17 protein-coding genes are annotated in these 26,175 nt (G+C 61.4%); 10 read left to right on the top strand and 7 right to left on the bottom strand.

Annotation, left to right across the window (positions count from 1 at the left end; translation table 11 throughout):
• Positions 1-392 precede the first annotated feature (392 nt).
• From HU218_RS05610 to accD, 9 genes are all read left to right on the top strand, one after another.
• Complete coding sequence (locus HU218_RS05610; RefSeq protein WP_174873959.1) at positions 393-5,195, top strand: NAD-glutamate dehydrogenase; 4,803 nt, start codon at positions 393-395, stop codon at positions 5,193-5,195.
• 120 nt (positions 5,196-5,315) lie between these two features.
• Positions 5,316-6,248: a motility hub landmark protein FimV gene (locus tag HU218_RS05605; protein WP_174873958.1), complete on the top strand. Its 933-nt coding sequence runs from the start codon at positions 5,316-5,318 to the stop codon at positions 6,246-6,248.
• 72 nt (positions 6,249-6,320) lie between these two features.
• Positions 6,321-8,402, top strand: coding sequence for a type IV pilus assembly protein FimV (locus HU218_RS05600; protein ID WP_217450727.1), 2,082 nt, complete (start codon positions 6,321-6,323; stop codon positions 8,400-8,402).
• Positions 8,402-9,028, top strand: coding sequence for a hypothetical protein (locus HU218_RS05595; RefSeq protein ID WP_174873956.1), 627 nt, complete (start codon positions 8,402-8,404; stop codon positions 9,026-9,028). Before HU218_RS05600 ends, HU218_RS05595 begins: the two co-directional genes overlap by 1 nt.
• A complete protein-coding gene (gene truA, locus HU218_RS05590; RefSeq protein ID WP_174873955.1) occupies positions 9,025-9,813 on the top strand; it encodes a tRNA pseudouridine(38-40) synthase TruA in 789 nt (262 codons plus the stop codon). Before HU218_RS05595 ends, truA begins: the two co-directional genes overlap by 4 nt.
• A 1-nt stretch (position 9,814) precedes the next feature.
• Positions 9,815-10,453, top strand: a complete 639-nt coding sequence (locus HU218_RS05585) for a phosphoribosylanthranilate isomerase (protein WP_174873954.1) — start codon at positions 9,815-9,817, stop codon at positions 10,451-10,453.
• Positions 10,454-10,485: 32 nt separating this feature from the next.
• Entirely contained in the window at positions 10,486-11,688 is a 1,203-nt protein-coding gene (trpB, locus tag HU218_RS05580) for a tryptophan synthase subunit beta (RefSeq protein ID WP_174873953.1), read from the top strand.
• Positions 11,689-11,779: 91 nt separating this feature from the next.
• Positions 11,780-12,574 carry a tryptophan synthase subunit alpha gene (trpA, locus tag HU218_RS05575; protein WP_174873952.1) on the top strand — a complete coding sequence of 265 codons (795 nt, stop codon included), beginning with the start codon at positions 11,780-11,782 and terminating at the stop codon, positions 12,572-12,574.
• Positions 12,575-12,651: 77 nt separating this feature from the next.
• The gene (gene accD, locus HU218_RS05570) at positions 12,652-13,524 is read left to right on the top strand and encodes an acetyl-CoA carboxylase, carboxyltransferase subunit beta (protein WP_174873951.1); all 873 of its coding nucleotides are present in this window, start codon (positions 12,652-12,654) and stop codon (positions 13,522-13,524) included.
• Positions 13,525-13,604: 80 nt separating this feature from the next.
• On the opposite strand, the gene HU218_RS05565 is transcribed toward accD, so the two are convergent.
• The 6 genes from HU218_RS05565 to HU218_RS05540 form a co-directional block, all read right to left on the bottom strand.
• On the bottom strand, positions 13,605-15,275 hold the full coding sequence (locus HU218_RS05565; protein ID WP_174873950.1) for a SulP family inorganic anion transporter: 1,671 nt from the start codon (positions 15,273-15,275) through the stop codon (positions 13,605-13,607).
• A gap of 107 nt (positions 15,276-15,382) precedes the next feature.
• Positions 15,383-16,612, bottom strand: a complete 1,230-nt coding sequence (locus HU218_RS05560) for an anion transporter (protein WP_174873949.1) — start codon at positions 16,610-16,612, stop codon at positions 15,383-15,385.
• Positions 16,613-16,677: 65 nt separating this feature from the next.
• The gene (locus HU218_RS05555) at positions 16,678-17,289 is read right to left on the bottom strand and encodes a LysE family translocator (protein WP_174873948.1); all 612 of its coding nucleotides are present in this window, start codon (positions 17,287-17,289) and stop codon (positions 16,678-16,680) included.
• A 138-nt stretch (positions 17,290-17,427) separates the two neighbouring features.
• Positions 17,428-20,877 carry a DNA polymerase III subunit alpha gene (gene dnaE, locus HU218_RS05550; RefSeq protein WP_174873947.1) on the bottom strand — a complete coding sequence of 1,150 codons (3,450 nt, stop codon included), beginning with the start codon at positions 20,875-20,877 and terminating at the stop codon, positions 17,428-17,430.
• A gap of 75 nt (positions 20,878-20,952) precedes the next feature.
• Positions 20,953-21,198, bottom strand: coding sequence for a PhaM family polyhydroxyalkanoate granule multifunctional regulatory protein (locus HU218_RS05545; protein ID WP_174873946.1), 246 nt, complete (start codon positions 21,196-21,198; stop codon positions 20,953-20,955).
• Between the two features lie 144 nt (positions 21,199-21,342).
• The gene (locus HU218_RS05540; protein WP_217450726.1) at positions 21,343-21,690 is read right to left on the bottom strand and encodes an ArsR/SmtB family transcription factor; all 348 of its coding nucleotides are present in this window, start codon (positions 21,688-21,690) and stop codon (positions 21,343-21,345) included.
• A 229-nt stretch (positions 21,691-21,919) separates the two neighbouring features.
• Between HU218_RS05540 and HU218_RS05535 the strand changes: the two genes are divergently transcribed.
• Positions 21,920-23,461 (top strand): MFS transporter, encoded by a 1,542-nt coding sequence (locus HU218_RS05535; RefSeq protein WP_174873945.1) that lies wholly within the window; start codon positions 21,920-21,922, stop codon positions 23,459-23,461.
• Positions 23,462-23,634: 173 nt separating this feature from the next.
• Here the strand turns inward: HU218_RS05535 and HU218_RS05530 are convergent, their stop codons facing one another.
• Positions 23,635-25,911: an NADP-dependent malic enzyme gene (locus HU218_RS05530; RefSeq protein WP_174873944.1), complete on the bottom strand. Its 2,277-nt coding sequence runs from the start codon at positions 25,909-25,911 to the stop codon at positions 23,635-23,637.
• Between the last annotated feature and the right edge of the window lie 264 nt (positions 25,912-26,175).

Raw genomic sequence — 26,175 nt, 5'->3', positions numbered from 1 at the left:
TCCCCTCGTGGCGGGGGACGGCGAAATCTTGGCATGCAACGAAAGCAGGCACAATGCAGCGCCAGGGCTTGTGACCCTGTTTGCAGGAAGGCGCGCATTCTACTGATTTTTTTTATTTTGTGGAAATGTGTCTATATTCAATGGCTTGCGTTTATTTTTTGTGCGTGTGGCAAATGGGCGTTGCATGAGTATTTTGTAATTTGCCGTCGCATTGCTATAAGGCAAAAAGCGCAACCACTGTCAAATGCAAAACATTTATGGATTCATGATTGTGCGGCGCATTTATTGAATGTGTACGTCAGTGTCGCAATACGGAAATCCCTTGCTGGTGGGGGCTCTTACAATGCCGCCACACAACACCTGTGTCCCCGAGAACAACTACGAGAAGCAACATGTCGCTTACCAAAAAGACCGAAACCGTTGGGCTGGTCGCTGACATCCTGGCAGTGGCTGAACAGAAACTCTCCTCCACCGAGGCTGCACGCCTTGGCACCTTTATTCCCCTGTACTTCGAAGAAACCGAGCAGGAAGACCTGAAGAGTTTCTCCCCGCTGGACCTGTTTGGTGCGGCCATGGCGCATTTCGAGTTTGCCCAGAAGCGTGCCGCCGGTCAGGTCAAGGCGCGTATCTACAACCCGGATTTCGAACGGGACGGCTGGCAGAGCACCCACAGCGTGATCGAGATTGTTAACGACGACATGCCGTTCCTGATCGACTCGCTGTCCATGCTGCTGGGTCGTCACAACCTGAATCTGCATTTGCTGGTGCATCCGGTACTGTCTATCGGCCGCGATACCAAGGGCGAGATTGTCGAGCTGAAACGTACCGAAGACCGCAGCCTGCCGCTGGAATCCTTCATTCACGTTCAGGTGGACCGCGTCAGCGACCCGGCGAAACTGAAGGCCCTGCAGGAAGATCTGGACAATGTGCTGGCTAACCTGCGCCAGGTGGTGGATGACGAGCCGCAAATGCGCGCAACGTTGGCCGCAGTGCGTGCCGAGGTGGCCAAGATTGACGGCAAGCGTGCCGAGGAAGTGAAGGAGTCGATTGCATTCCTCGACTGGATGGCGGCCAACCATTTCATTTTCATGGGTTACTGCGACTACGACCTGGTGAAGCGCGACGGCAAGGACAGCCTGAAGATCGTGAAGGATTCCGGTCTGGGCTTCCTGAAAAACCAGGGCAACAAGGAGTATTCGGAGAGCTTCGAGGCGCTGCCGCAAGAGTTGCGCGAACTGGCGCACCAGCCGCACCTGCTGATCCTGAATAAATCGCAGTCGCGCTCGGTGCTGCACCGTCCGGCCTATATGGACTTTGTCGGCATCAAGCGTTTCAACAGCAAGGGCGAGGTCATCGGTGAGCGCCGCTTCCTGGGCCTGTACACTGCCAGCGCTTACCAGCATTCCCCGAAAGACATCCCGATCCTGCGCCAGAAAGTGGCCCACGTTGTTGCCGCTTGCGACTACGTGGACAACAGCTACAAGGCCAAGACCCTCGGCTTCGTGCTGGAAAGCTACCCGCGCGACGAGCTGTTTGAAATTCCGGCCGACGTGCTGACGCCGATTGCCGAAGGCATCGTCAGCCTGCAGGAGCGTCCGCGTGTGCGCCTGTTTACCCGTGCCGACCGCTACCATCGCTATGTCAGCTGCCTGGTATTCGTGCCGCGCGACAGCTTCAATACCGAAATCCGCCTGAAGATCGAAAAAGTGCTGATGGCTGCCTTCAATGGCGCCTCCGCCGAATTCAGCGTGCAGATCAGCGACAGCACCCTGGCGCGTGTGCACTACATCATCCGCACCCAGGGCGGCCACCTGCCGCAGTTCCGTGAAGACGAGCTGGAAGCCGATATCGCCCGCGTGGTACGCGGCTGGGAAGAAGAACTGCACCAGCAGCTGATCGAAGCCCACGGCGAAGAAAAAGGCAACCTGCTGTACAACCGTTACCGTGGCGCGTTCCCGGTGGCGTACCGCGAAGAGTTCGCCGCCCGTAACGCGGTGCTGGACATCCAGCTGATCGAAGAGACCGCCGAGCAGCACGGTCTGGCGATGAAACTGTATCGCTCGTTCAATCGTGGCCACGGCTACAACCTGAAACTGTTCCGCTCCGGCCAGCCGCTGGGTCTGTCCGCCAGCCTGCCGATCCTGGAAAACATGGGTGTACAGGTGCGTGACGAACATCCGTACCTGGTGGAGCGTAACGGCGAAACCATCTGGATCAGCGACTTCGGTCTGGAGCTGGGTGCCCATGCCGAGGCGATGCAGGATGAGGCAGTGCAGAAGAATTTCCAGGCGCTGCTGGCCCGTGTGTTTGCCAAGGATTGCGAAAACGACGGCTTCAACCGTCTGGCCGTGGTGGCCGGTCTTGACTGGCGTGAAATCACCCTGGTGCGTGCGCTGGCCAAGTATCTGCGTCAGGGCGGTCTGACCTTCAGCCAGGCCTATATCGAAAACTGCGTGGCCCATTACCCGGATATCACCCGCAATCTGGTGAAACTGTTCGTTGCCCGTCTGCATCCGTCCGCATTTGACGATGCCGCCGCCGCCAAACTGCAGGACACCCTGAAGGAACAGCTGGACAAGGTGGCCAACCTGGATGAAGACCGTATCCTGAACGGCTTCCTGCAGGTGATCCTGGCGACTCGTCGTACCAACTTCTGGCAGAAGGGCCCGGACGGCGAGTTCAAGTCCTACGCTTCCTTCAAGCTGGATTCCAACCAGATTTCCTTCCTGCCGCAGCCGCGCCCGATGTTCGAAATCTGGGTATACAGCCCGCGCGTGGAAGGCGTGCATCTGCGCGGTTCCAAGGTGGCGCGTGGTGGTCTGCGCTGGTCCGACCGTATGGAAGACTTCCGTACCGAGGTACTGGGTCTGGTGAAGGCGCAGATGGTGAAGAACTCGGTGATCGTGCCGATGGGTTCCAAGGGTGGCTTCGTCGGCAAGCAACTGCCGGCACCGAGCGACCGCGAAGCCTTCATGGCCGAAGGTATCGCCAGCTACAAGACCTTTATCTCCGCACTGCTGGATGTAACCGATAACCTGGTGAATGGCCAGGTGGTTCCGCCGCTGGATGTCCGCCGTCTGGACCCGGATGATCCGTATCTGGTGGTGGCTGCCGACAAGGGCACCGCGACCTTCTCCGATATCGCCAACAGTATTTCCGAAGCCTACAACTTCTGGCTGGGTGATGCGTTTGCCTCCGGCGGTTCTGCCGGTTACGACCACAAAGGCATGGGCATTACTGCCCGCGGTGCCTGGGAATCGGTGAAGCGCCACTTCCGCCATCTGGGCGTCAACACCCAGGAGCAGGACTTCAGCGTGGTGGGTATCGGTGATATGGCAGGTGACGTATTCGGTAACGGCATGCTGCTGTCCGAACACATCTGCCTGAAGGCCGCATTCAACCACCTGCACATCTTCCTGGATCCGAACCCGAATGCTGCCGTCAGCTTCGCCGAGCGCGCACGCCTGTTCAATCTGCCGCGTTCCAGCTGGACTGACTACAACCGCGAACTGATTTCGCAGGGTGGTGGCATTTTCGAACGCTCCGCCAAGTCCATCCCGCTGTCGCCGGAAGTGAAGGCCTGGCTGGAAACCGACAAGGACAGCATGGCGCCGAACGAGCTGATCCACGAGCTGCTGAAGGCCAAGGTTGATCTGCTGTACAACGGCGGTATCGGTACCTATATCAAGGCATCTACCCAGAGCCATGCCGATGCCCGCGACCGTGCCAACGACCCGGTACGGGTCAATGGCAACGAGCTGCAGGCGCGTGTGGTTGCCGAAGGCGGCAACCTGACTTGCACCCAGCTGGGTCGAGTCGAGTTTGCACTGGCTGGCGGCCGCATCTGCACCGATGCCATCGATAACTCCGCCGGTGTCGACTGCTCCGACCACGAAGTGAACATCAAGATTCTGGTGGGTGCGGTGATGCAGGCGGGTGACATGACGCTGAAGCAGCGTAATGACCTGCTGGCGGAGATGACCGAAGAAGTGGGCGAGCTGGTACTGCGCAACAACTACCTGCAAACCCAGGTGCTGGCGATCAACCGCAGCCATGCTGCCTCCATGCTGAGCGCGCATTCCCGCATGATCAGCCACATGGAAAAAACCGGCGAGCTGAACCGCGAGATCGAGTACCTGCCGTCTGATACCCAGATCAACGAGCGCCGTCTGGCGCGCCAGGGTCTGACTTCGCCGGAAGTGGCGGTACTGCTGGCCTACGGCAAGATTTCGCTGGATCAGGCCATCCTGGCAACCGACGTGCCGGATGATCCCGACTTCCTGCCGGTACTGGTCAACTACTTCCCGAAACCGCTGCAGCAGCGTTTCGGCGAGCAGATGCAGCGTCACCACCTGAAGCGCGAGATCATCTCCAACCAGCTGGCGAACCAGATCATCAACCGCATGGGCGTGACCTTCGTGTTCCGCCTGCAGGAAGAGTCCTCGTTCTCCGCCGCCGACATCACCCGCGCGTTCTGGGTCGCCAGCCGCGTATTCGATGCCGAGCGCCTGTGGGGCCAGATCGAGCAGCTGGACAACCAGGTGTCTGCCGATCTGCAGGTAGAAATGATGGTGATGGTACGCACCCTGATCGAGCGCGCCGTGCGTTGGGTACTGCGTAACCGTCGTCCGATCGGTTCCGTGAGCGAGGCTGTTGCCCAGTACGGTGCCAAGGTGCAGGGTCTGCTGCAGCAGCTGCCGCAGCTGATCAGTGCCGCTGACTACCCGCAGGTAGCGCGTCTGGAGCAGCGCCTGAACCAGCCGAACGTTCCGGCCGAGCTGGCCAGTGTGCTGGCCCGCCTCGAACTGGCGGTACCGCTAATGGACATCATCGAGATCGCCGGCGACAGCGAATTGCCGCTGGACGTGATTGCGGCCAACTACCTGCAGCTGGGCCGCAGCTTGCAACTGGACTGGCTGCGCAGCGCCATCACCCAATTGCCGCGTGACAACCGCTGGCAATCGCTGGCGCGCTCGGCGCTGCGTGACGATCTGTATCGCCAGCACCGCGAGCTGACGCGCCGTGCGCTGGCTGCTGGCAGCGACAGCGCCTTCGTTAACGCCTGGGTTGCCCAGCGTGCCGACGATGTCGAAGCCTGCCAGCAGATGTTTGCCGAGCTGCAGTCGTTCGAGTCGCTGGATCTGGCCATGCTGTCTGCCGGTATGCGCGAGCTGAACAACCATCTGCTGGGCTAAGCCCTGAAGTTTTAGCAGTACTCCCTTAAGCCCATCAATGTGCCTCTGGATCAGGCGGCACAGGCGGGCGGAAGTGCTGCCAGCGATAGTGCCTTTTTGTCCGACTTTACCCGTACCAGCATGAATACCGTCGATACGGTAGAGGTTGACCCGGTGGCTGAGGCAGAGGTTTATCTGGCTTATGGCCGCGATCAGCAAGCCGAGGACATTCTGCGTGACGCGCTGGCCAAGGATCCCACCCGCCACGAAGCCCGTCTCAAGTTGATGGAGGTTTATGCCGCACGACAGGACAAGGCTGCACTGGAAACCCATGCCAAGGAGCTGCATGCGGTAACCGGTGGGCAAGGTGGGGTTTGGGCTAAAGCTTCTGCGTTGGGGCGTTCGGTTGATCCGGAGAATCCGCTCTACGTAGATGTAAATGCGGCGGCGGCGGCACCGACAGTTGAAGTGGCTGCGTCGAATGCCAGCGTCGATCTGGACAAGGAGCTGATGGGGGATTTTGAAGCGCCAGTGGCTCCTGCCGCGGTTGCCACCGCTCCCGTTGACGATATTGAGGCCGCGCTGCTGGATGCGCCGACTCCTGCTGTCGAGGCGGCTCCCGAAGCCGCGGCAGATTTGGAGGCGTTACTGCACGAACCGGAGCCGACTGAAGAAGTAGCCCCCCAACCAGCGGCGGCTGCCGCCGACAATAGTCACATGCTGGATTTCGACTTCAACCTCGACACTATGTTGCCGTCTGACGCGGCTACCAGTGAGGCGGCATCACCTGAGCCTGCACCAGCAAATGAAGATGCTTTGGCTTCGTTTGATTTTGATCTGTCAGCATTGGATGAGCCGGTTGTCGTGCCGGCGCCAGCAGTAGAGCCGGTTGAGGCCGTGTCTACGGCAGGGCTGGATGTCAGTGATGATCCGCTGTCCACCAAGCTGGATCTGGCTCGGGTATATCTCGATATGGGCGATAAGGAAGGTGCCCGCGAAGTGCTGGAAGAGCTGGTCAAGGAAGCCCAGGGTTCGCTCAAAGCCGAAGCCGAGGCCATGCTGGATAGTCTGTAAAATTTCTAATGGCGGCATGGCCTTGCCCTTGCCGCCACTTTCAATGATTTTGTATCGACAGGGGATGGCTGCGTGCGATTAAAGGCGCTGTCTGTTGCGTTGGCTTTGGGGTTACTGGCGCCAGGTGCCCATGCTGGTCTGGGAGAGGTGCGCGTGCTCTCCGCAGCCGGTGAGCCATTCCTTGCCGAAATCCCGCTTGTCGATGAACCGGGGTTGGCCGCGCCTTATGCTTCGCTGGCTTCTGCCCAGCAATACCCGTTTCTGGAGAGTTTTTCCGCCAAAGCTTTTCAGCTCAAGATCGTAACGCTGGAAGAGCACCCAGGGCAGTATGTCGTGCGCGTCATGGGGCCGGTGATGGCGCCAGAGGAGGTGCTGGATTTTGCGTTGGAGCTGGCCTGGGCTTCTGGTCGCGAGGTGCGTGCCTATCATGCCGAGGCCCATGTCCCACAGGGTGGGGTAGCAGGTGCGGCTTCGGCCGTTGCCTCCCAGGCTTCTGCACATGAAACCAGCGCACCGTCTGCCAATTACCTGGCCTTTGGCGAGGCACATCTGCTGTCGTCTAGTGGCATGCCGTTACTGGCCGAAATTGCCTTGCAGGGGCAGTGGCCGGCAGGGCTACAAGATGACGATTTTGTCATCCGGCTTGGCAAAGGGCTGGAGGGGGATCGTGTCAGCATTCATTACCACCAGGCCGGCGGGCACCAGTGGCTGACATTGCAGGGCCAGCAGCTCATCGTCGGGCCGGATTTGAAGTTTGCGCTGGGTACACATGCCAACGGCCTGCTGGTTGAACGCAGCTTTCATCTGACACTAGCTAACGCAGCCGCCAGAACCAAGGCCGCTACGGAGCTGCCAAAACCTGCGCTTGGCACGCGCTATCAGGTCCGGGCTGGTGACACCCTGTCGGGTATCGTGTCGAGCCTGGCGGGGGGGCGGCTGCGGCGTAACGAGCTGGCTTTGCAGCTGGTTCACGACAATCCGCATGCTTTTGTAAATGGTGATCCAAATAAACTGTTGGCGGGTGCCTGGTTGCGGTTGCCGCCACATGTTCCTACGCGGCCAAGCGTTACCGTAGTAACGAGTAGCAAAACTGCAGTAAAAGCCGAGCCGGTGCACGCCGTCGATGCCTCGGCCAGTGCCGGCGAGCATGCGAAGCAGGAGGCTGACCGGCAGCGTATCCAGCACCTGCATCAGGCGCAGCAGCGCATTGCCCAGCTTGAAGCCGAAATCCGCCGAATTGCCGCGATGGATCGTGAACCAGCCAAACAACCCAAGGTGCTGGCTTCCAGTCCTGCCGAGGTTGCTCGCAAGGATGAGGATCTGCTGGCCGCGCTTGATGACTGGGTGTTGACCGGAATAGGCGGGGCTTCGGTCATGAGCCTGCTTGCTTGGGCGGTGTGGCACCGCCGGAAGCGGCAGTTGCGCGAATCGTTGACGGCAAAACCGACCAAGTGGACCCCGGAAGCACCCGATGTGGCAAAAGATGTGCCTGAAACGCGGATGTCGCCAGCGCTTGGTAACGACGCCATTGCCAGTGAAGCGGCTGCTGGCGAGAGCTTGGCCTTGAATATTGACGCGCCTGTCCCCGTCCAGGTTGAGTCGTTGCCAGAAACAGAGACGGCGGTGGTGGAGCAGGCGCAACCGATGTCGGCAGCGGATGTGCTGGCAGAAGTGGATGTCTTGCTGGTTTACGGGCGCCGCGAGCAGGCGGAGCAGCTTTTGCGTACCGCGCTCAGGCAAGAGCCACAGGCGGAAGCGATACGCTACAAGTTGCTGCAGTTGCTGGCGCAGACCGGTGCGACCGAGCCGTTCGAGGCGGAAGCGCTGGATGTATTGGCCATGACCGGCCCGGAAGGCGGGTTATGGCAGCGGGTACAGCAGCTGGGCGCCAGCTTTGATGGCGGCAACCCCTTGTACCGCTCTGCGGTGGTGGAGGAGTTGCCCGTGGTGACGCCACCGGCTGCGGAAGAAGCTATCCGCCAGCCTGTGCGCGAGCCGGTGCGTCAGGTGGTACGCAAGGTCAGCGGTAATGAAATGGTGCCGCCTTCCGCGCTGGCGGATAACGATGATGAAGCCGCGGCACTGGCTCGTTTGTACCGGGAGATGGGGGATAGCGAAATGGCCGATGCCTTGCTGAAAGGTGATGGCGGCTGATGTCGCGACCTGCTACTTTGCATCCGCTGACTTGCTGCTTGCTGATTTTTGCTGTCGCGCTTTACCTGATGTTATTGCCGCTGGCCGGCTACCTGGCGCTGCTGGTACTGATGTTTGGCTGGCGTCCCGGGCGGCGCGAGCTGGTTCAGGCATTGCGCCGCATGCGCTGGCTGCTGCTGGCCATGCTGCTGCTGGCAGCCTGGACCTTGCCGGGTGCGCCGCTGTTCTCCTCCCGTTTCGCTCCCAGTATTCCCGGATTGTTTGCCGGCGCCCACCAGGCGTTGGCCGTGCTGTTGCTGGCCTTGCTGGCGCGTGGTGTGTGGCTTTGGCTGGGAACGCCAGGACTGCTGGCGGCAAGCTGGCCGCTGGACGCGCTGTTTGCCCGTGCCGGCATGCCGCGCGGGCGTCTGGCCTTGCGTCTTGCGCTGACTGTGCAATACGCCAACCACCTGCTCGAACAGCCGGAAAAGCCGCGTCTGACACAATTGCTGCCGTATTTGCAGGCGCCGCAATTCGCACAAGCAAGGCCCGATAAGGTACAGTTGCCTCTTTATCCATGGAGCAAGTGGGACGGCGCGTTGCTGGTGTGCCTCCTGTTGGCGGTTGTAATGAGAATGGTGGCATGAGGATTGCGCTGGGTCTGGAGTACGACGGGCGCGCATTTGCCGGCTGGCAGAGCCAGCCGCACGGCAATACCGTGCAGGATGCGCTGAACCGCGCGATTTCGACCATTGCCGGGCAACCGGTAACAACGTTGGCCGCGGGGCGAACCGATGCCGGTGTGCATGCCTTGCAGCAGGTGGTGCATTTCGAGAGCGACGCAGTGCGGCCGCTCAATGCCTGGGTGCGCGGTGTCAACGCCCACTTGCCGGCGAGCGTGGCTGTGACCTGGGCGCGCGAGGTGCCGGAGAGTTTCCATGCCCGCTTTTCCGCTTTCTCCCGTTCTTACCGCTATCTCTTGCTTACCGATCCGGTGCGCCCGGCGCTGACCGCCGGCCGTATCGGCTGGTATCACCAGGCACTGGATGTGGCTGCCATGCGCAATGCCGCGCAATGCCTGCTGGGACAGCACGATTTTTCCAGCTTTCGCGCCAGCGAGTGTCAGGCCAAATCGCCGAACAAGCACCTGCAACAGCTGGATATTCAGGCCGTGGACGGTGTAATCAGCTTCGATCTGATGGCCGATGCCTTCCTGCATCACATGGTGCGCAATATCGTTGGCGCGCTACTGTACGTCGGCAAGGGCAGCCTCGATGCGGCGGGTATGCAGGCATTGCTGGCCGCCCGCGACCGTACCAAGGCGCCGCCTACCTTCATGCCGGATGGGCTGTACCTGACCGGTGTCGGTTATCCTGCCGAATTCGATTTGCCGTCGCACGCCGCACCGTCGCGGCTGACGCTATGGAGATAGCATGAGCGTGCGTATCAAGATTTTCGGTTTTACCCGTCCGGAAGATGCACAGGCGGCGGCCAACCTTGGCGCCGATGCCATCGGTCTGGTGTTCTATGCCAACAGCCCGCGCCATGTCGGTATTGAACAGGCGCAGGCCATCATTGCCGCGCTGCCGCCGTTCGTCAGTGTGGTGGCATTGTTCGTCAATGCCAGCCGCGAGGAAGTGGCAAACGTGCTGGCGCACTGCGCCATTGATATCCTGCAGTTTCACGGCGAGGAAAGCGCGGAATTCTGCCGCAGCTTCCAGCGCCCGTACCTGAAGGCGGTGCGGGTACAGCCGGATACCGACCTGCAAGCGTTGGCCGCACAGTATCATGATGCCCGCGGTCTGCTGACCGATGCCTTCGTGGAAGGCGCACATGGCGGTACCGGCAAGACTTTCGACTGGACATTGATTCCGCCGCAGCTGTCGCTGCCGCTGATCCTGTCAGGCGGACTCGACGAACACAATGTGGCCGATGCAGTAGCGCGTGTCAGTCCCGCCGCGGTGGATGTTTCCAGCGGCGTGGAAAGCGGCAAGGGCATCAAGAGTCCTGCGCGTATGGCCGATTTTATTGCTGCGGTTCGCAGCGCACAGCATTCAATGCCGCCGGTGTAAACCGGTACACATCCCACTATCAGGAGCATGCCATGAGCCAATACGACTTCCCCGATGCACGCGGCCACTTCGGTCCGTTCGGTGGCGTCTACGTTGCCGAAACCTTGATGGCTGCCTTGGACGAGCTGAAAGCCGAGTACGCCCGTGCCAAGGCAGACCCGGCTTTCTGGCAGGAATTCAATTACGAGCTGAAGCACTTCGTCGGCCGTCCCAGCCCGGTTTACCACGCCAAGCGCTGGTCCGAGCTGCTGGGCGGGGCGCAGGTCTACCTCAAGCGCGAGGACCTCAACCACACCGGTGCGCACAAGATCAACAACGCCATCGGTCAGGCACTGCTGGCCCGCCGTATGGGCAAGAAGCGCGTGATTGCGGAAACCGGCGCCGGCCAGCATGGCGTGGCGACCGCCACCGTGGCGGCGCGCTACGGCATGGAGTGCGTGGTGTACATGGGCGCCGAAGACATCAAGCGCCAGGCACCCAATGTGTTCCGCATGAAGCTGCTGGGCGCCACCGTGGTGCCGGTGGAGTCCGGCTCCAAGACGCTGAAAGATGCGCTCAACGAAGCGATGCGCGACTGGGTCACCAATATCGACAGCACCTTCTACATTCTGGGTACAGCCGCCGGTCCGCATCCGTATCCGATGCTGGTACGCGATTTCGTCTCGGTGATTGGCGAGGAAGCCAAGGTACAGATGCCGGAAATGATCGGTCGCCAGCCGGATGTGGTGATGGCTTGTGTCGGTGGCGGTTCCAATGCCATCGGCACCTTCTATCCGTATATCGATGTGCCGGGCGTGCGTCTGCTGGGCGTGGAGCCGGCCGGCGACGGTCTGGAAACCGGCCGCCATGCCGCACCGCTGGCATCGAATGCGCCGGTGGGGGTGTTGCATGGTTCGCGCAGCTACCTGATGCAGGACGAGAACGGCCAGATCATCGAGACCCATTCCATTTCCGCCGGTCTGGATTACCCGGGCGTGGGGCCGGAACACTCGTGGCTGAAGGACAGCGGCCGCGCCGACTACGTGGCGGTAACCGATGCGGAGGCGCTGGCGGCCTTCCATGACTGCTGCCGTCTGGAAGGCATCATTCCGGCGCTGGAGTCCAGCCACGCACTGGCGCAGGCGGTGAAGCTGGCGCCGACCATGGCCAAGGACCAGGCCATCCTGGTGACGTTGTCCGGCCGTGGCGACAAGGACATCAACACTGTTGCCGGCCTGATGGGGCTGACGCTGTAATCACGCAAGGGTTGGCCGCTGCCTGCGGCCAACCCTTGGCACTGCTCATTCGCGGGCCGCGCCGGATGCCGGCCCAGCAAGGAAAACTGCCATGAACCGTATTGCTGCCACCTTTGCCCGCCTGAAAGCCGCCGGCGAAAAGGCCATGATTCCGTTTATTACCGCCGGTGATCCGCACCCGAACCTGACCGTGGATTTGATGCACGGCCTGGTGGATGGCGGCGCCGACATCATCGAACTGGGTATCCCGTTCTCCGACCCGATGGCCGATGGCCCGGTGATCCAGCGCGCCAGCGAGCGTGCGCTGGTACACAAGGTGGGTCTGCGCGACGTACTGGCGATGGTGAAGACCTTCCGCCAGAGCAACCAGACCACGCCGGTGGTGCTGATGGGTTACCTCAACCCGGTGCATGTCATCGGCTATCCGCAATTTGCCCGTCTGGCGGCCGATGCCGGCGTGGATGGCGTGCTGACCGTGGATTGCCCGCCGGAAGAAGCGGTCGAATTGTCTGCGGCGCTGGAAGCGGTAAACCTCGATCCGGTATTCCTGATTGCGCCGACCACGCCGGAAGCACGGGTGCGTGAAATTGCCCGTCTGGCACGCGGTTATGTCTACTACGTGTCATTAAAAGGGGTTACCGGTGCCGGAAATCTGGACATTGGCGACGTAGCGCGTAAAATTGCCGCCCTTAGACAATTCATTGAAGTACCGATCGGTGTCGGCTTTGGCATTCGCGATGCCGAAACCACCCGCGCCATTGCCGGCACTGCCGATGCCGTGGTGGTGGGTAGCCGTCTGGTACAGGAAATCGAGTCGGCTACACCAGAAACTGCCAGAGAGCAGTTGACCCGTCTGGTAGCTACATTGAAAGCTGCCACCCGTTAGGAACACGCTGGATACCCGTGCCAGCAACGCTGCGGCCAACCTGTTGTTGGCCGCAGTATTTGATTCAAGGAGTCAGCATGAGCTGGTTGAACAAACTCCTGCCGCCGAAAATCAAGCGCGATACTCGCACTGTGAAATCGTCGGCGGTACCGGAGGGGCTGTGGAGCAAGTGCCCGGCCTGTGAGGCGGTGCTGTATCACACCGATCTCCAAAGCAACCTGCAGGTCTGCCCCAAGTGTGACTATCACCACGCGATCGATGCGCGCGCGCGCATCGATATGCTGCTGGATGAAGAAGGTCGCCGCGAGATCGGCGCCGATGTCAAACCGGTAGACATTCTGAAGTTCAAAGACAGCAAGCGCTATCCGGATCGCCTTACTGCCGCTCAGGCCAGTACCGGCGAGGATGATGCGCTGGTGGTGATGCAGGGCAGCATCCACAACCTGCCGGCCGTGGTGGCCGCCTTCGAATTCCGCTTCATCGGCGGTTCGATGGGCTCGGTAGTGGGCGAGCGCTTCGTGCGCGGCGTCCAGGCTGCGGTAGAAGCGCGCGCGCCGTTCATCTGCGTGGCGGCTTCCGGTGGTGCCCGTATGCAGGAAGGGCTGAACTCGCTGATGCAGATGGCCAAGACCTCGGCCGCGCTGCAGCTGCTGAGCGACTACCAGCTGCCGTTCATCTCCATCCTCACCGATCCGACCATGGGTGGTGTGTCGGCCTCGTTCGCTTTCCTCGGTGACGTGGTAATCGGCGAGCCGGGTGCGCTGATCGGCTTTGCCGGCCCGCGCGTGATCGAGCAGACCGTGCGCGAAACCCTGCCGGAAGGCTTCCAGCGTTCCGAGTTCCTGATGGAAAAGGGTGCCATCGACATGATCGTCGATCGCCGCGAGCTGAAAATGCGCGTCGCCACGCTGCTGGCCATGCTGCAGAAAGAACCGACCGTAGCCGCCTGATCCGGCGCCGGGAGAGAAAAAAGCCAGTCTGCGGACTGGCTTTTTGTTTGGTTGCGGCCAACGTTGGGTGCGGTTGCCGGCTAGGCCCACACTACGCCGGCAGTGAGAATATCCTCGGCTCGCTCCAGGGCGGTGGTCAGATCCGGCTGGATATTGCGCACGCCCATCTCCTGCGCCAGGTTGGCATTGCTGATCATGCGCGTCACCTCGTTGCCGGCGCCACAAATCACCAGCGTGCGCTGTTGGGCCCGCAGCCGCTGGTTGAGCGCGGACAGCGCCAGCAAGCCGGAAGTGTCCAGCAACACCAGGCGATGCAGTTGTAGTACCACCACGCGCACGGTGCTGGGCTGGTTGGCGATTTTCTCCACCGCATCGGCGGCGCCAAAGAACAGCGCGCCTTCCACCCGGTAGGCGACACAGCCGTCCGGTACCGTCTTGCCGGCAATGGAGTGCCGCTCGAACAGGTAGGCATGCTCCGGCTGCAGCTGCTGCACGCTGGTGCTGGCTGCCATGCGGCGGATGAACAGCACGGCGGCAATCAGGAGGCCTATTTCCACCGCGATGGTCAGGTCGAAGATCACCGTCAGCGTGCAGGTGACCATCAGGATCGCCGTATCCTGCTTGGGAAATTTGGCCGCCTTGCTAATATCCCAGTCGCCCATTTTCAGCGCCACGGCCACCAGGATGGCGGCCAGTGCCGCCAGCGGAATGTAGGTGGCCAGCGGGGCGGCAATCAGGATGATCAGCAGTAGCAGGATGGCGTGCACGATGCCGGCAATCGGCGTCTGGCCGCCGTTACCGATATTGGTGGCGGTACGGGCGATGGCACCGGTGGCCGGGATGCCGCCAAAGAACGGCACCACCATATTGGCGATGCCCTGGGCGACCAGCTCCTGGTTGGCATTGTGGCGGTCGCCGGTCAGGCTGTCGGCCACCACCGCGCATAGCAATGATTCGATGGCGCCGAGCAGGGCGATGGTGAACGCCGGCCCCAGTAGTTCCGACAGATGCTGCGGATCGAACGACAGGCCATGAAACGCTGGTAGCCCCTGCGGAATGCCTCCGAACTTGCTGCCGATGGTGGCCAGTGGCAGATCGAACAAGCTGACCGTCAGCGTGGCCAGGATCAGCGCCAGGAACGGGCTGGGCAGGCGGCTGTTGAAGCGCTTGGGCCACAGCAGGATCAGCGCCAGCGATGCGGTGGAGATGATCAGTGTCAGCGGGTCGAACTGCGGCAGGGTGTTGCGCAGCGTTGCAATGATGGCAAAGAAGCCGGCCGGCATCTTGTCTACCGGCAGGCCGAAGAAGTCCTTCAGCTGGCTCAGAAAGATCAGCACCGCAATGCCGTTGGTAAAGCCGGTGATCAGCGGCATCGGAAAGAACTTGATGACCTGTCCCAGCCGCAGCAGCCCCATCAGTACCAGCATGACACCGGCCATGAAGGTGCAGATGATGAGGTTGGCTACCCCGTACTTGATGACGATGCCGTAGATGATGACGATAAAGGCCCCGGTAGGGCCGGTGACGCTCAGCCGGGTGCCGCCAAGCAGCGAGGCGAGCAGGCCGCCGATCACGGCGGTAAAGATGCCGGCCTGCGGCGTGACACCGGAGGCAATGGCAAACGCCATCGCCAGGGGCAGTGCAACAATTCCGACGGTGATGCCGGCCATCAGATCCTGCCGGAACACGGCCCGGTTGTAGTGTCGCAGGGAGTCCAGCAACTGCGGGCGGAAGGCGGATAGCGGCGGCATGGCGGGCTTTTGTTCGAGTTTTCCTGCTTGAAGACTACTGAACAAAACCGTGGCTATTCAAGGGTTATTTTTGGCTAACGCTTGCTGCCCGTCATGCGCGTAAGCGGTTACATGCGTATGGCAAACAGTAGCGCGCAGATCAGCAGGCTGCACAGCGTCACCGGCACGCCGACACGGGCATGCCGTCGCCAGTCGATATGTACGCCGTGACGGGCGGCGGCATCCACCACCAGTATGTTGGCGATGCTGCCGACAATCAGCAGGTTGCCGGCCAGCGTGCTGACCAGCGCCATCATGCTGCCGGATTGCGGGTGTGCCGCCAGCGGCAGCAACAACATCACCGCCGGAACATTGGAAATGGTGTTGGACAGCACAAACGTGGTGCCGAACAGCGTCCACGGTTCGCCAAGCTGGAAGCCGTGTGCCGCCAGCCAGCGGACCGCCTCGGCTGGCAGGCCGGTCGATTGCAGCGCGTGGTTGACCACGAACAGCCCGGCAAACAGCACCAGCACCTCCCAATCCACCAGCCCCAGCATGCGGGTAGAGTGCAGCTTGCGGCTCATCAGCAGCAGGCCGGCGCCGGTCAGCGCCACGTGTTCTTGCGGTAGCGGTGAGAACAGGAACAGCGCCATCAGCACCGCGGCAATGGCGAGCCCCTTGCCGGTCTGCCACAGATCGGGGGGCGTTTCGTCCGTGTCTGCTACCTGCACTGTGGCCTCGTCGGCCTGGCCGTGCTGCCACCGGCCTTGCGTCTGCCAGGCGATGATGCCCCAGCAGGCCAGCAGGCCCAGCAATACCGGCAACGCCGCGGTGGCAAGGTAGTCGCCAAAGGCAAGCTTCAGCGTCTGGCCGATCAGGATGTTCTGCGGGTTGCCGATCAGCGTGGCCGCAGAGCCGATGTTGGCCGCACAAGCCAGTCCCAGCAGGAAGGGTACCGGGTCGAGCCGGCGCTGCAGGCAGGCCTGTACCAGCACCGGGGCGACGGCTAGGCAGACAATGTCATTACTGAATACCGCAGACAGCGCGCCGGCCATCAGGATCAGTACGCCCAGCAGGCGGGCTGGCGACAGCGGCAAGTTGGCGAGGCCACGCGTTGCCCAGCTGTAGAAACCGCCCAGCCGCATTTGCGCCGAGATCACCATGAAGGAAAACAGCAGGATGATGGTGGGCAGGTGCACGGCGGCCACCGCGTCCTGCAGGCTGATGGCGTCCAGGCTGATCAGCGCGATGGCACCCAGCAGGGCGACACCGGTGCGGTCCAGTTGCAGAAAGGGCAGGCCGCCCAGAATCATGCCCAGATAGACAATGACAAAGATGCTGAGGATGGTGAGGGTCATGTAAGTGCCGCAGTCGTTGTTGCGATGGGCCGGCAATGTGCCGACCTGGATGTCGGGCGGTGGGGTTAGTGATCCAGCGCCAGTTTGGCGCCAAAGCCGATGAAGGCGACGCCCAGCAGGCGGTCCATGCCGCGGCGTACTGCCGGTGCCTGCAGCCAGCCGCTGGCGCGATTGGCCAGCAGCACCAGCAGCGAGAACCAGATCACTCCTTCCAGCGCGTGGATCAGCGCCATGGCGAGGCTCATCCACAACACGCTGTCCTGCGGCTGCAGGAACTGCGGCAGAAAGGTGAGGTAGAACAGCCCGACCTTGGGGTTGAGCAGATTGGTCAGCACGCCGCGCCAGAGCCAGTTGCCGCCACGCGGGCTATCGCTATCAGGGTTGGCCGCATCATCGCTGCGGCGGCGCAGCAGCTGTATTCCCAGCCACAGCAGCCAGCCGGCGCCCACGATGCGCAGCAGCAGATAGGCGCTGGCAGAGGTTTGCAGCAACGCCCCCAGACCACAGGCCACGATGACGCCCCAGGCCAGTACGCCGCAACAGATCCCGATGCCGGCTGCCAGCGCGGCGCGGCGGTTTTCGTTGATGGCGGTGCGCAGCACCAGCGCGGTATCCAGACCGGGGGTGATCGTCAGCAGGGCGGCGGTGGCGCTGAACAGCAGTAGCGATGACAGCATGGCGTGGCTCCTGGGGGGGCGGTAATGATAACGGCTGTTGCGGCCAACGTCAGATGACAAGGTTGGCCGCACAGAGTAGTGAGATGAAAAACGGCAAGCCGCAGCTTGCCGCCTTATTTGGTCAGACGGTGGACCGGACTACCACAGCACCTTCACCGTGTTATCGCCCAGCCAGTCTTGTAGCGTCACCAGCAGGCTGTCATCCAGCCGCACCCCCCATTCCGGCGGCAGCATCAGGTCGCCTTTGGCCTTGTCGTTCTGGTAGCTGATGCGCACCGGGCAGCCGGCTTCCTCGCTGCGGTAGGGGGTCAGGATGTTGCGCAGCGAATTCACGTCGTGGCGGGATTTCATCTGGATCGCCAGGCTGCGCGCGTAGCGGCTGCGCGCCTCGCCCAGCTCGTACAGCTGGTCGGCGATGATGCGCAGGCCACCGGAGAACTTGTCCTCGCTGACCTTGCCTTCCACCACCAGCACGATGTCGTCCTTCAGCTTGGTGCGGTTGAGGTCCACCGCTTCGGCAAACAGGCTGACTTCTAGCTTGGCGGTGCCATCGTCCAGTTGCACGAAGGCCATCTTGCCGCGGTTGCCCACCTTGGTGCGGATGCCGGTGACAAAGCCGGCCAGCAGCTGCGGCTCGCGCTTGGGGCTGAGGCGGTTCAGCGGTGTCTTGATGAAGCCGCGCACTTCCTTCTCGTAGGCGGAGAACGGGTGGCCGGACAGGTAGTAGCCGATGGCGATCTTTTCTTCCGCCAGCTGCACTGCCGGCGTCCACGGCTTGCAGTCCACCATCTCCACACTGGGGGCCACGTCGTCGCCGAACATGTCGAACAGCCCGCCCTGGCTGGCGTTGGCCGCCTCCTGGTCGGCAGCGCCCATGGCGAGGCCAACGTTGGCGAACAGCTTGGCGCGGTTGCTGTCGATGCTGTCGAAGGCGCCGGCGCGGATCAGTGCCTCGATCACCCGCTTGTTGACCAGTTTCTTGTCGGTGCGCGAGCAAAAGTCGAACAGGCTGGTGAATTTACCGCTTTCGTTGCGCACCGCCACGATGTGATCCACCGCCGCCTCGCCGGTGCCCTTGATGGCGCCCAGCGCGTAGCGGATATGTTTGCGGTCCACCGGCACGAAGCGGTAGAAGCTCTCGTTCACGTCCGGCGGCAGGAATTTCAGCCCGTTCTTGCTATCGATACTGTCGTCGTAGAACACCTTCAGCTGGTCGGTGTTGTCCAGTTCCGACGACATGGTGGCGGCCATGAACGCAGCGGTGTGATGCGCCTTCAGCCAGGCCGTCTGGTACGACACCACCGCGTAGGCGGCGGTGTGCGACTTGTTGAAGCCGTACTCGGCGAACTTGGCCATTAGGTCGAACAGCATCTCGGCCAGCGCCGGGTCGTAGCCTTTTTCCTTGGCGCCAGCGGCAATCTTGCCGCGGTGCTCGGCCATCTCTTCCGGCTTCTTCTTGCCCATCGCGCGGCGCAGCATGTCGGCGCCGCCCAGGGTGTAGCCGCCGATGATCTGCGAGATCTGCATCACCTGTTCCTGATACACGATCACGCCGTAAGTCGGGTCGAGACAGGCCTGCAAATCCGGATGGAAGTAGTCCACCTCCTGCTTGCCCGCCTTACGCAGGATGAAGTCATCCACCATACCGGAGCCCAGCGGGCCCGGGCGGTACAGCGCCAGCACCGCGATGATGTCTTCGAACCGGTCGGGCTTCAGCTTTTCCAGTAGCCGCTTCATGCCGTCCGATTCCAGCTGGAACACGCCGGTGGTGTTGGCTTGCTGCAGTACCTTGTAGGCGGCCGGGTCGGTAAATTCCAGCAGGTTGATGTCGGTGGTGAAGCTCGGGTCCAGCGCTTTAATGTAGCGCACCGCCAGGTCGATAATGGTCAGGTTACGCAGGCCCAGAAAGTCGAACTTCACCAGCCCGACCTGTTCCACGTCGTCCTTGTCCAGCATCGATACCGGCACCGCATCCTCGCCGCTGGCCTGGTACACCGGGCAGAAGTCGGTGATCTTGCCCGGTGCGATCAACACGCCACCGGCGTGCATGCCGATGCCACGGGTAAGGCCTTCCAGCTTTTTGGCCAGTTCCCACAGCTCGCGCAACTCCTCCTCGTTTTCCAGCCGCTCGCGCAGCACCGGCTCCATTTCCACCGCGTCGTCCAGCGAGTACTGTTTGCCGGGCGCGGCCGGAATCAGCTTGGACACGCCGTCACAGAACATGTACGGCAGGTCCAGCACGCGGCCAACGTCGCGTACCACCGCCTTGGCGGCCATGGTGCCGAAGGTGGCGATCTGGCTTACCGCCTCGGCGCCGTAGGCCTGGCGCACGTACTCGATCACGCGGTAGCGGTTGTCCTGGCAGAAGTCGATGTCGAAGTCGGGCATCGACACCCGTTCCGGGTTCAGGAAGCGCTCGAACAGCAGCGCGTAGGCCAGCGGGTCGATATCGGTAATGCCGATGCTGTAGGCCACCAGCGAGCCGGCGCCGGAGCCGCGGCCCGGGCCGACCGGGCAGCCGTTGTTCTTCGCCCAGTTGATGAAGTCGGCCACGATCAGGAAGTAGCCGGGGAAGCCCATGTCGATGATGGTCTTGCACTCGATGGCCAGCCGCTCGTCGTAGCGCGGGCGCTCGGCGGCGCGGACTTCCGGATCCGGGTACAGTTTCTCCAGCCGCTTTTCCAGCCCTTCCTTGGACAGGTGTACCAGATAGTCATCCAGCGTCATGCCGTCCGGGGTCGGGAACTGCGGCAGGTAGTTCTTGCCCAGCTGCACGGTGATGTTGCAGCGCTTGGCGATTTCCACCGTGTTCTGCAGTGCCTCGGGGATGTCGGCAAAGCGCGCCAGCATCTCCTCGGTGGACATGAAGTACTGGCATTCGGCAAAGTCCTTCGGCCGGCGCTTGTCGGACAGGGTGTAGCCCTCGGCAATACACACCCGCGCCTCGTGGGCCTTGAAGTCGTCGGGCTCCATGAACTGGATCGGGTGGGTGGCCACTACCGGCAGACCGGTGTCGCCGGCCAGGCACAGCGTGCCTTGCACCACGTTTTCCAGCTGCGGGTTATCCAGACGTTGCACTTCCAGGTAGAAGCCGCCCGGGAACAGCCGCGACCAGTGCTCGGCGCGGCTGCGCGCTTCATCGAGGTTGCCATTGGCAATGGCGATGCCGACATCGCCCAGATGGGCGCCGGACAGGCACAGCAGGTTGCTGTTGTCACCGTTCTCCAGCCAGCTGCGCTTGATCTCGGCGCGGCCGCGGTGCTGGTTGTGGGTGTAGGCCTCGGCCAGTAGTTCGCACAGGCGACCGTAGCCGGCGCGATTTTTGACAACCAGCAATAGGCGGCTGGGTTTATCCGCGTCGGTTTCGTTCTCTACCCAGATGTCGCAAGACACGATGGGCTTGATGCCCTTGCCACGGCAGGCCTTGTAAAACTTGACCATGCCGAAGATGTTCATCAGGTCCGACATGCCCAGTGCCGGCATGCCGTCTTTGACGGCGCGTTTTACCGCGTCATCGAGGCGGACGATACCGTCGCTGACAGAGAATTCGGAATGGAGGCGGAGGTGGACAAAGCGGGGTGCATTCATCCCGCCATTGTAACGGGCGCGTGCGCGGGCGTCATGACAAGGTTGGCCGCAGGCCCGTGCGGCCAACCTTGGTAGTTACAGGTCTTTGGGCTTCATCGCGGCCAGGGCGGCCTTCTGCATTTCCAGGGTCTTGATCTGCATCGACAGCATGCCCAGGTTCATGGTGAGCCAGGTTTCCACTACCCGCAGCTCGGCAATCTTGCGCTCTACCTCTTCTTCCGTCATCGGCGGCAGAAAGGGCTGTGCGCCCGGCGGGGTGGCGGATTGCAGCAGCTGGCGGAACATGGCAAACGGATCGGCAGGATTGAATTCGGCGCTCATGGTGGTCTCCGGAGTAGCCGGCGCGGCCGGCATGATGGCTTCATCTTAGCGCATCGTGCTTTGTGCGCGGGGCATGAATTATCGATACAGGTTGTGCTGTACTGGTCAGTCACGAGGGGCGCATGTCCGTGTGTTAAGTGATTGCTATGTCTCGCTTGAAGCCTGTTCTTCTTTCTCCCGGCGGATTAGCTCCAGCAAGCCCGGAAACCGTAGCTCGATCTCGCCATACCGTAGTTGTGCCATGCGGCTGTTGCCGCGATCCACCTGTCGGATGAGGCCAGCCTCGCGCAGGACGCGAAAATGGTGCGAACGGGTAGCTTTGCTTAGCTGTAATCCAAACGATGTGCAGTGGCGTTCGGCGCCAGCCTCATCCTCCAGCAGCTGCTTGATAACCCTGCGGCGAGCGGGGTCGGCCAAGGCAGCCAGTACTTTTCCCAGCTCAATTTCTTCCAGCTCAGGATGACCTTGTTCATCTGGCATAGTGTTTTCCATGTGTTTGACATTGTCATTGGTGGCGCTGTATAAACAAAGGTTCGTAAAACATAGAACCATCGAAAAAATACGAACCTAGTGGCAATGATGGCACCGGCGCGCGAAAAATCAAAGGCACGCGAGCTTGGCTGGTAACGGCTGGCTTCAGCACGAAGGTCCAGCTTGGCATTTCTAGGCGAGTGCTGCACTGCTGGTAGATGGATCAACACCAAGGAAACCTCAAAATCTGATGAACTACACCTTTTCTGACAAGGGCCTGCTGGCGGTCATCATGCTTGCCATTTTTGTCGTTCCTGGCTCGATTTCGGGTACGGCAGTGGCGCTGCCGACCATCGGGCTGGAGACTCATGCCTCGCTTGCTCATCTGCAATGGGTTGTAAATGCCTTCAATCTGACGTTCGCCTGCTTTACCCTGGTCTGGGGAGCGCTGGCTGACGCATTCGGTCGCAAGCGGTGCTTTCTCATTGGCGCCGCGCTCTATTCACTTGCTTCGTTGCTATCCGGTCTGGTGGCGGTTCCGCTGTTGCTTGATCTGGCGCGTGGACTGGCGGGTATCGGTGCTGCAGCAATTTTCTCGTGCGGGATCGCAATCCTGTCCACCCACTTCGCCGGTGGGGCGCGCATGCGTGCATTTGCCGTCTTTGGCACGGTTGCCGGCCTGGGCGTCAGCTTGGGACCGACAATTTCCGGACTGATACTCGAAAACTTCGGATGGCGGGCTATTTTCTGGGGGCATGCCACGGCCTTGGCGCTGGTGCTGCTGGGTGCGTCGTTCATACCTCACGATGCCCGGCATCGTCCGGCATCGGCGCCGTTCGATGTGGCTGGCGCGGTATTGTTCATTCTCGCGCTACTGGCGCTGATGACAGCTATTGTGCAGGGGGCGCAGTGGGGATGGGAGAGTCGCGGGGTGATGGTATTGCTTGTCGTATCAGGAGCGCTCCTCGCTGTTTTCTGCTGGCAAGAGCATCGGCTTGCCCGGCCCATGCTTGAGCTGTCATTGCTGCGTAATCGGGAATTTGTCGGTATGGCGCTGGTGACGGTGGCGGCTTCGTTCGGATTTGTAACCCTGCTTACCTATCTGCCCGGTTATCTCGGTGGCGTGCTACGCCAGGCTCCAGGCCAGATTGGTCTGACCATGTTGTTGCTGACCTTGCCGATGCTGTTGTGTCCATTGCTAGCCGGCAGATTGGTGCGGCTGGGCATCTCGCCTAACCGGATTTTGCATGGCAGCATGTTCTGCCTGCTTGCCGGTGTCGTCATGCTTGCCGCCGAAAGCCATGCTAATGCGCCTTTATGGCAGCTGGCAGTGCCATTGCTGCTGGTAGGGAGCGGCATGGGTTTATCTGCCGGACTGGTGGATGGCTTGGCGCTGAAGGCAGTACCGGCAGAGCAGGCCGGTATGGCGGCTGGTTTGCTCAACACTTTTCGTCTGGGGAGCGAGGCCATTGCGGTGGCGCTTTATGGCTCGCTGTTGGCGACATTACTTTCCGAGCGGCTGCGCATTCCACTGGCGCTGTTCACGGAGGATACGTCACGACTGCACGGCTGGATTGAGCATGCGGCTGCCGGCAATTTAGGCGCTTCTGTATATGCGGTGGGGGCTGACAAGGCTGCACAGTTGCAGAACTTGTTGGTGGCTGGCTATGACGGCGCCTTTCACGGTGTGTTGTGGGTGCTTGCCTGTATTCTCATTGTTCTGACGTTCCTGAGCATCTGGCTGACACGCAAACATAACGAACAGGGCGAGGTGCTCCCTTCTCCGCAGTAACATGCGGCCCGCTGTACTGTATCGTGGGTATGAAGGGAAAAGAAAATCGGCCACAGTTTGCACTGTGGCCGATGGCATTGCAGCATGCTGGCGTTGCAGCATGCTGGCGTTGCAGCGTCCATCACGGCTGGAGATGTCTCTCCATGCATGCCATGGACACTTGGGGCACCAACTTAGTTGTGTGCCTGCGCATCCACGGCAGCCAGGGCTACCATGTTGATGATGCGGCGTACCGAGGAGATCGGGGTCAGGATATGCACCGGCTTGGCCATGCCCATCAGGATCGGGCCGATGGTCACGCCGTCGGAGGCGGATACACGCAGCAGGTTGTAGCTGATGTTGGCCGCTTCCACGTTCGGCATCACCAGCAGGTTGGCCGCGCCTTTCAGCGTGCTTTCCGGCATGGCTTGCTGGCGGATGCTTTCCACCAGGGCGGCATCACCCTGCATCTCGCCGTCGATTTCCAGTTCCGGATGGGCTTCCTGTACCAGTTCCAGCGCGTCACGCATCTTGCAGGCGCTTTCCGAGTTCCAGGTACCGAAGCTGGAGTTGGACAGCAGCGCTACTTTCGGCTGGATGCCGAAGCGGCGGATGGACTCGGCTGCCATCTCGGTGATGGCGGCCAGTTGCTGTGCATCCGGGTTGGCGTTGACGTAGGTGTCGGCAATGAAGATGTTGCCGGACGGCAGGATCAGCGCGTTCATCGCGCCGGCTACCTTGTCTTCGCGGGCGTAACCGATCACGTTTTCGATGATGTCGAAGTGCTGGCGGTACGGGCCGTAGGTGCCGCAGATCAGCGCGTCGGCTTCGCCGCGACGCACCATCAGCGCGCCGATCAGGGTGGTATTGCCGATCACGCGGCGACGGGCCTGCTCCTGCGATACGCCCTTGCGCTTCATCAGCTGGTAGTAGTCTTTCCAGTACTCTGCGTAGCGCGGATCGGATTCGTTGTTGACCAGCTCGAAGTCCTTGCCGATTTCCAGCTTCAGGCCCAGCTTCTTGATGCGCTTCTCGATCACCGCCGGACGGCCGATCAGGATCGGGAAGGCCAGACCCTGGGCAGCGATTTCCTGGGTGGCGTGCAGTACGCGCTCGTCTTCACCTTCGGCCATCACTACGCGTTTCAGCGCTTTCTTGGCCTGGGAGAACACCGGCTTCATGAACAGGTTGGTCTTGTAGACGAACTGGGCCAGCTGGTCGACGTAGGCGTCGAAGTCCTTGATCGGACGGGTAGCAACGCCGGAGTCCATCGCGGCCTTGGCCACGGCCGGCGCGATTTTCACGATCAGGCGCGGGTCGAACGGCTTCGGAATCACATATTCCGGACCGAAGGACAGTTCCTGGTCACCGTAAGCGGTGGCCACCACATCGTTCTGTTCTGCCATCGCCAGGTCGGCAATGGCGCGCACGGTAGCCAGCTTCATCTCTTCGTTGATGGTGGTGGCACCCACGTCCAGTGCGCCACGGAAGATGAACGGGAAGCACAGTACGTTGTTGACCTGGTTCGGGAAGTCGGAACGGCCGGTACCGATGATGGCATCCGGGCGGACTTCTTTTACCAGCGGCGGCAGGATTTCCGGTTCCGGGTTGGCCATGGCCAGAATCACCGGATGGGCGGCCATGGATTTCACCATCTCCTGGCTCACCAGTTTCGGGCCGGACAGACCCATGAAGATGTCGGCGCCCACCATGGCATCCGCCAGCTTGCGCTGACCGTTGTCCGGGATGGCGAAGCGTTTCTTCGATTCGTCCATCTTGTCGTCGCGGTCCTGGTAAATCACACCCTTGGAGTCGCAAACGGTGATGTTCTCGCGCTTCACGCCCAGCGCCACCAGCAGCTCCAGGCAGGCAATGGCGGCGGCGCCGGCGCCGGAGGCCACTACGCGCACGCTGCCGATGTCCTTGTTCACCAGGCGCAGCGAGTTCAGTACTGCAGCGGCGGCCACGATGGCGGTGCCGTGCTGGTCATCGTGGAACACCGGAATGTTCATGCGTTCGCGGCACTTCTTCTCGATGTAGAAGCACTCCGGCGCCTTGATGTCTTCCAGGTTGATGCCGCCGAAGGTCGGCTCCATCGCGCAGATGATGTCGACCAGTTTGTCAGGGTCGTTCTCGTTCAGCTCGATGTCGAATACGTCGACGCCGGCGAATTTCTTGAACAGTACGCCTTTACCTTCCATCACCGGCTTGCCGGCCAGCGGGCCGATATTGCCCAGGCCCAGCACGGCGGTACCGTTGGTCACCACGGCAACCAGGTTGCCGCGGGCGGTGTATTTGTAGGCGTTAAGCGGGTCTTCCACGATCGCGTCGCAAGGAGCGGCTACGCCCGGCGAGTAGGCAAGTGCCAGGTCGCGCTGGGTGGCCAGCGGCTTGGTAGGGGCGACCTGGATCTTGCCCGGCTGCGGGAACTGGTGGAACTCGAGTGCGGCTTGGCGCAGTTGCTCGTCCATTCTGTTGGCTCCTGATTGTTATTTCAGAGGGTGTGGAGAGGGTAGGCATTATAGGGCGAACCCTTGGATTGGGCTATGACCGTGTCGGACAAAAAACGCGACGGGATTTCCCCGTCGCGTCGCGTGTGATGCGGCCAACGTTTACATCATGCCCAGCGTGCGGGGCAGCCACAGCGAGATGGCCGGTACATAGGTCACCAGTACCAGGAAGGCCAGCATGGTGAGCAGCCACGGCCAGACCGCCACGGTCAGTTCGGTAATGCC

Source organism: Vogesella oryzae (assembly GCF_902829295.1).
GTDB classification, from domain to species: Bacteria; Pseudomonadota; Gammaproteobacteria; order Burkholderiales; family Chromobacteriaceae; genus Vogesella; species Vogesella oryzae.
This window is presented reverse-complemented; position numbering and strand designations above follow the sequence as displayed.

Excerpts from the sequence above, each read along its gene's own strand:
- HU218_RS05555 (WP_174873948.1), bottom strand. The coding sequence starts at position 17,289 with ATGCTGTCATCGCTACTGCTGTTCAGCGCCACCGCCGCCCTGCTGACG.
- HU218_RS05540 (WP_217450726.1), bottom strand. The coding sequence starts at position 21,690 with ATGGAAAACACTATGCCAGATGAACAAGGTCATCCTGAGCTGGAAGAA.
- trpA (WP_174873952.1), top strand. The coding sequence starts at position 11,780 with ATGAACCGTATTGCTGCCACCTTTGCCCGCCTGAAAGCCGCCGGCGAA.
- HU218_RS05535 (WP_174873945.1), top strand. The coding sequence starts at position 21,920 with ATGAACTACACCTTTTCTGACAAGGGCCTGCTGGCGGTCATCATGCTT.
- truA (WP_174873955.1), top strand. The coding sequence starts at position 9,025 with ATGAGGATTGCGCTGGGTCTGGAGTACGACGGGCGCGCATTTGCCGGC.
- HU218_RS05605 (WP_174873958.1), top strand. The coding sequence starts at position 5,316 with ATGAATACCGTCGATACGGTAGAGGTTGACCCGGTGGCTGAGGCAGAG.
- HU218_RS05610 (WP_174873959.1), top strand. The coding sequence starts at position 393 with ATGTCGCTTACCAAAAAGACCGAAACCGTTGGGCTGGTCGCTGACATC.
- HU218_RS05560 (WP_174873949.1), bottom strand. The coding sequence starts at position 16,612 with ATGACCCTCACCATCCTCAGCATCTTTGTCATTGTCTATCTGGGCATG.
- HU218_RS05545 (WP_174873946.1), bottom strand. The coding sequence starts at position 21,198 with ATGAGCGCCGAATTCAATCCTGCCGATCCGTTTGCCATGTTCCGCCAG.
- HU218_RS05585 (WP_174873954.1), top strand. The coding sequence starts at position 9,815 with ATGAGCGTGCGTATCAAGATTTTCGGTTTTACCCGTCCGGAAGATGCA.
- trpB (WP_174873953.1), top strand. The coding sequence starts at position 10,486 with ATGAGCCAATACGACTTCCCCGATGCACGCGGCCACTTCGGTCCGTTC.
- dnaE (WP_174873947.1), bottom strand. The coding sequence starts at position 20,877 with ATGAATGCACCCCGCTTTGTCCACCTCCGCCTCCATTCCGAATTCTCT.
- HU218_RS05530 (WP_174873944.1), bottom strand. The coding sequence starts at position 25,911 with ATGGACGAGCAACTGCGCCAAGCCGCACTCGAGTTCCACCAGTTCCCG.
- HU218_RS05565 (WP_174873950.1), bottom strand. The coding sequence starts at position 15,275 with ATGCCGCCGCTATCCGCCTTCCGCCCGCAGTTGCTGGACTCCCTGCGA.
- accD (WP_174873951.1), top strand. The coding sequence starts at position 12,652 with ATGAGCTGGTTGAACAAACTCCTGCCGCCGAAAATCAAGCGCGATACT.
- HU218_RS05595 (WP_174873956.1), top strand. The coding sequence starts at position 8,402 with ATGTCGCGACCTGCTACTTTGCATCCGCTGACTTGCTGCTTGCTGATT.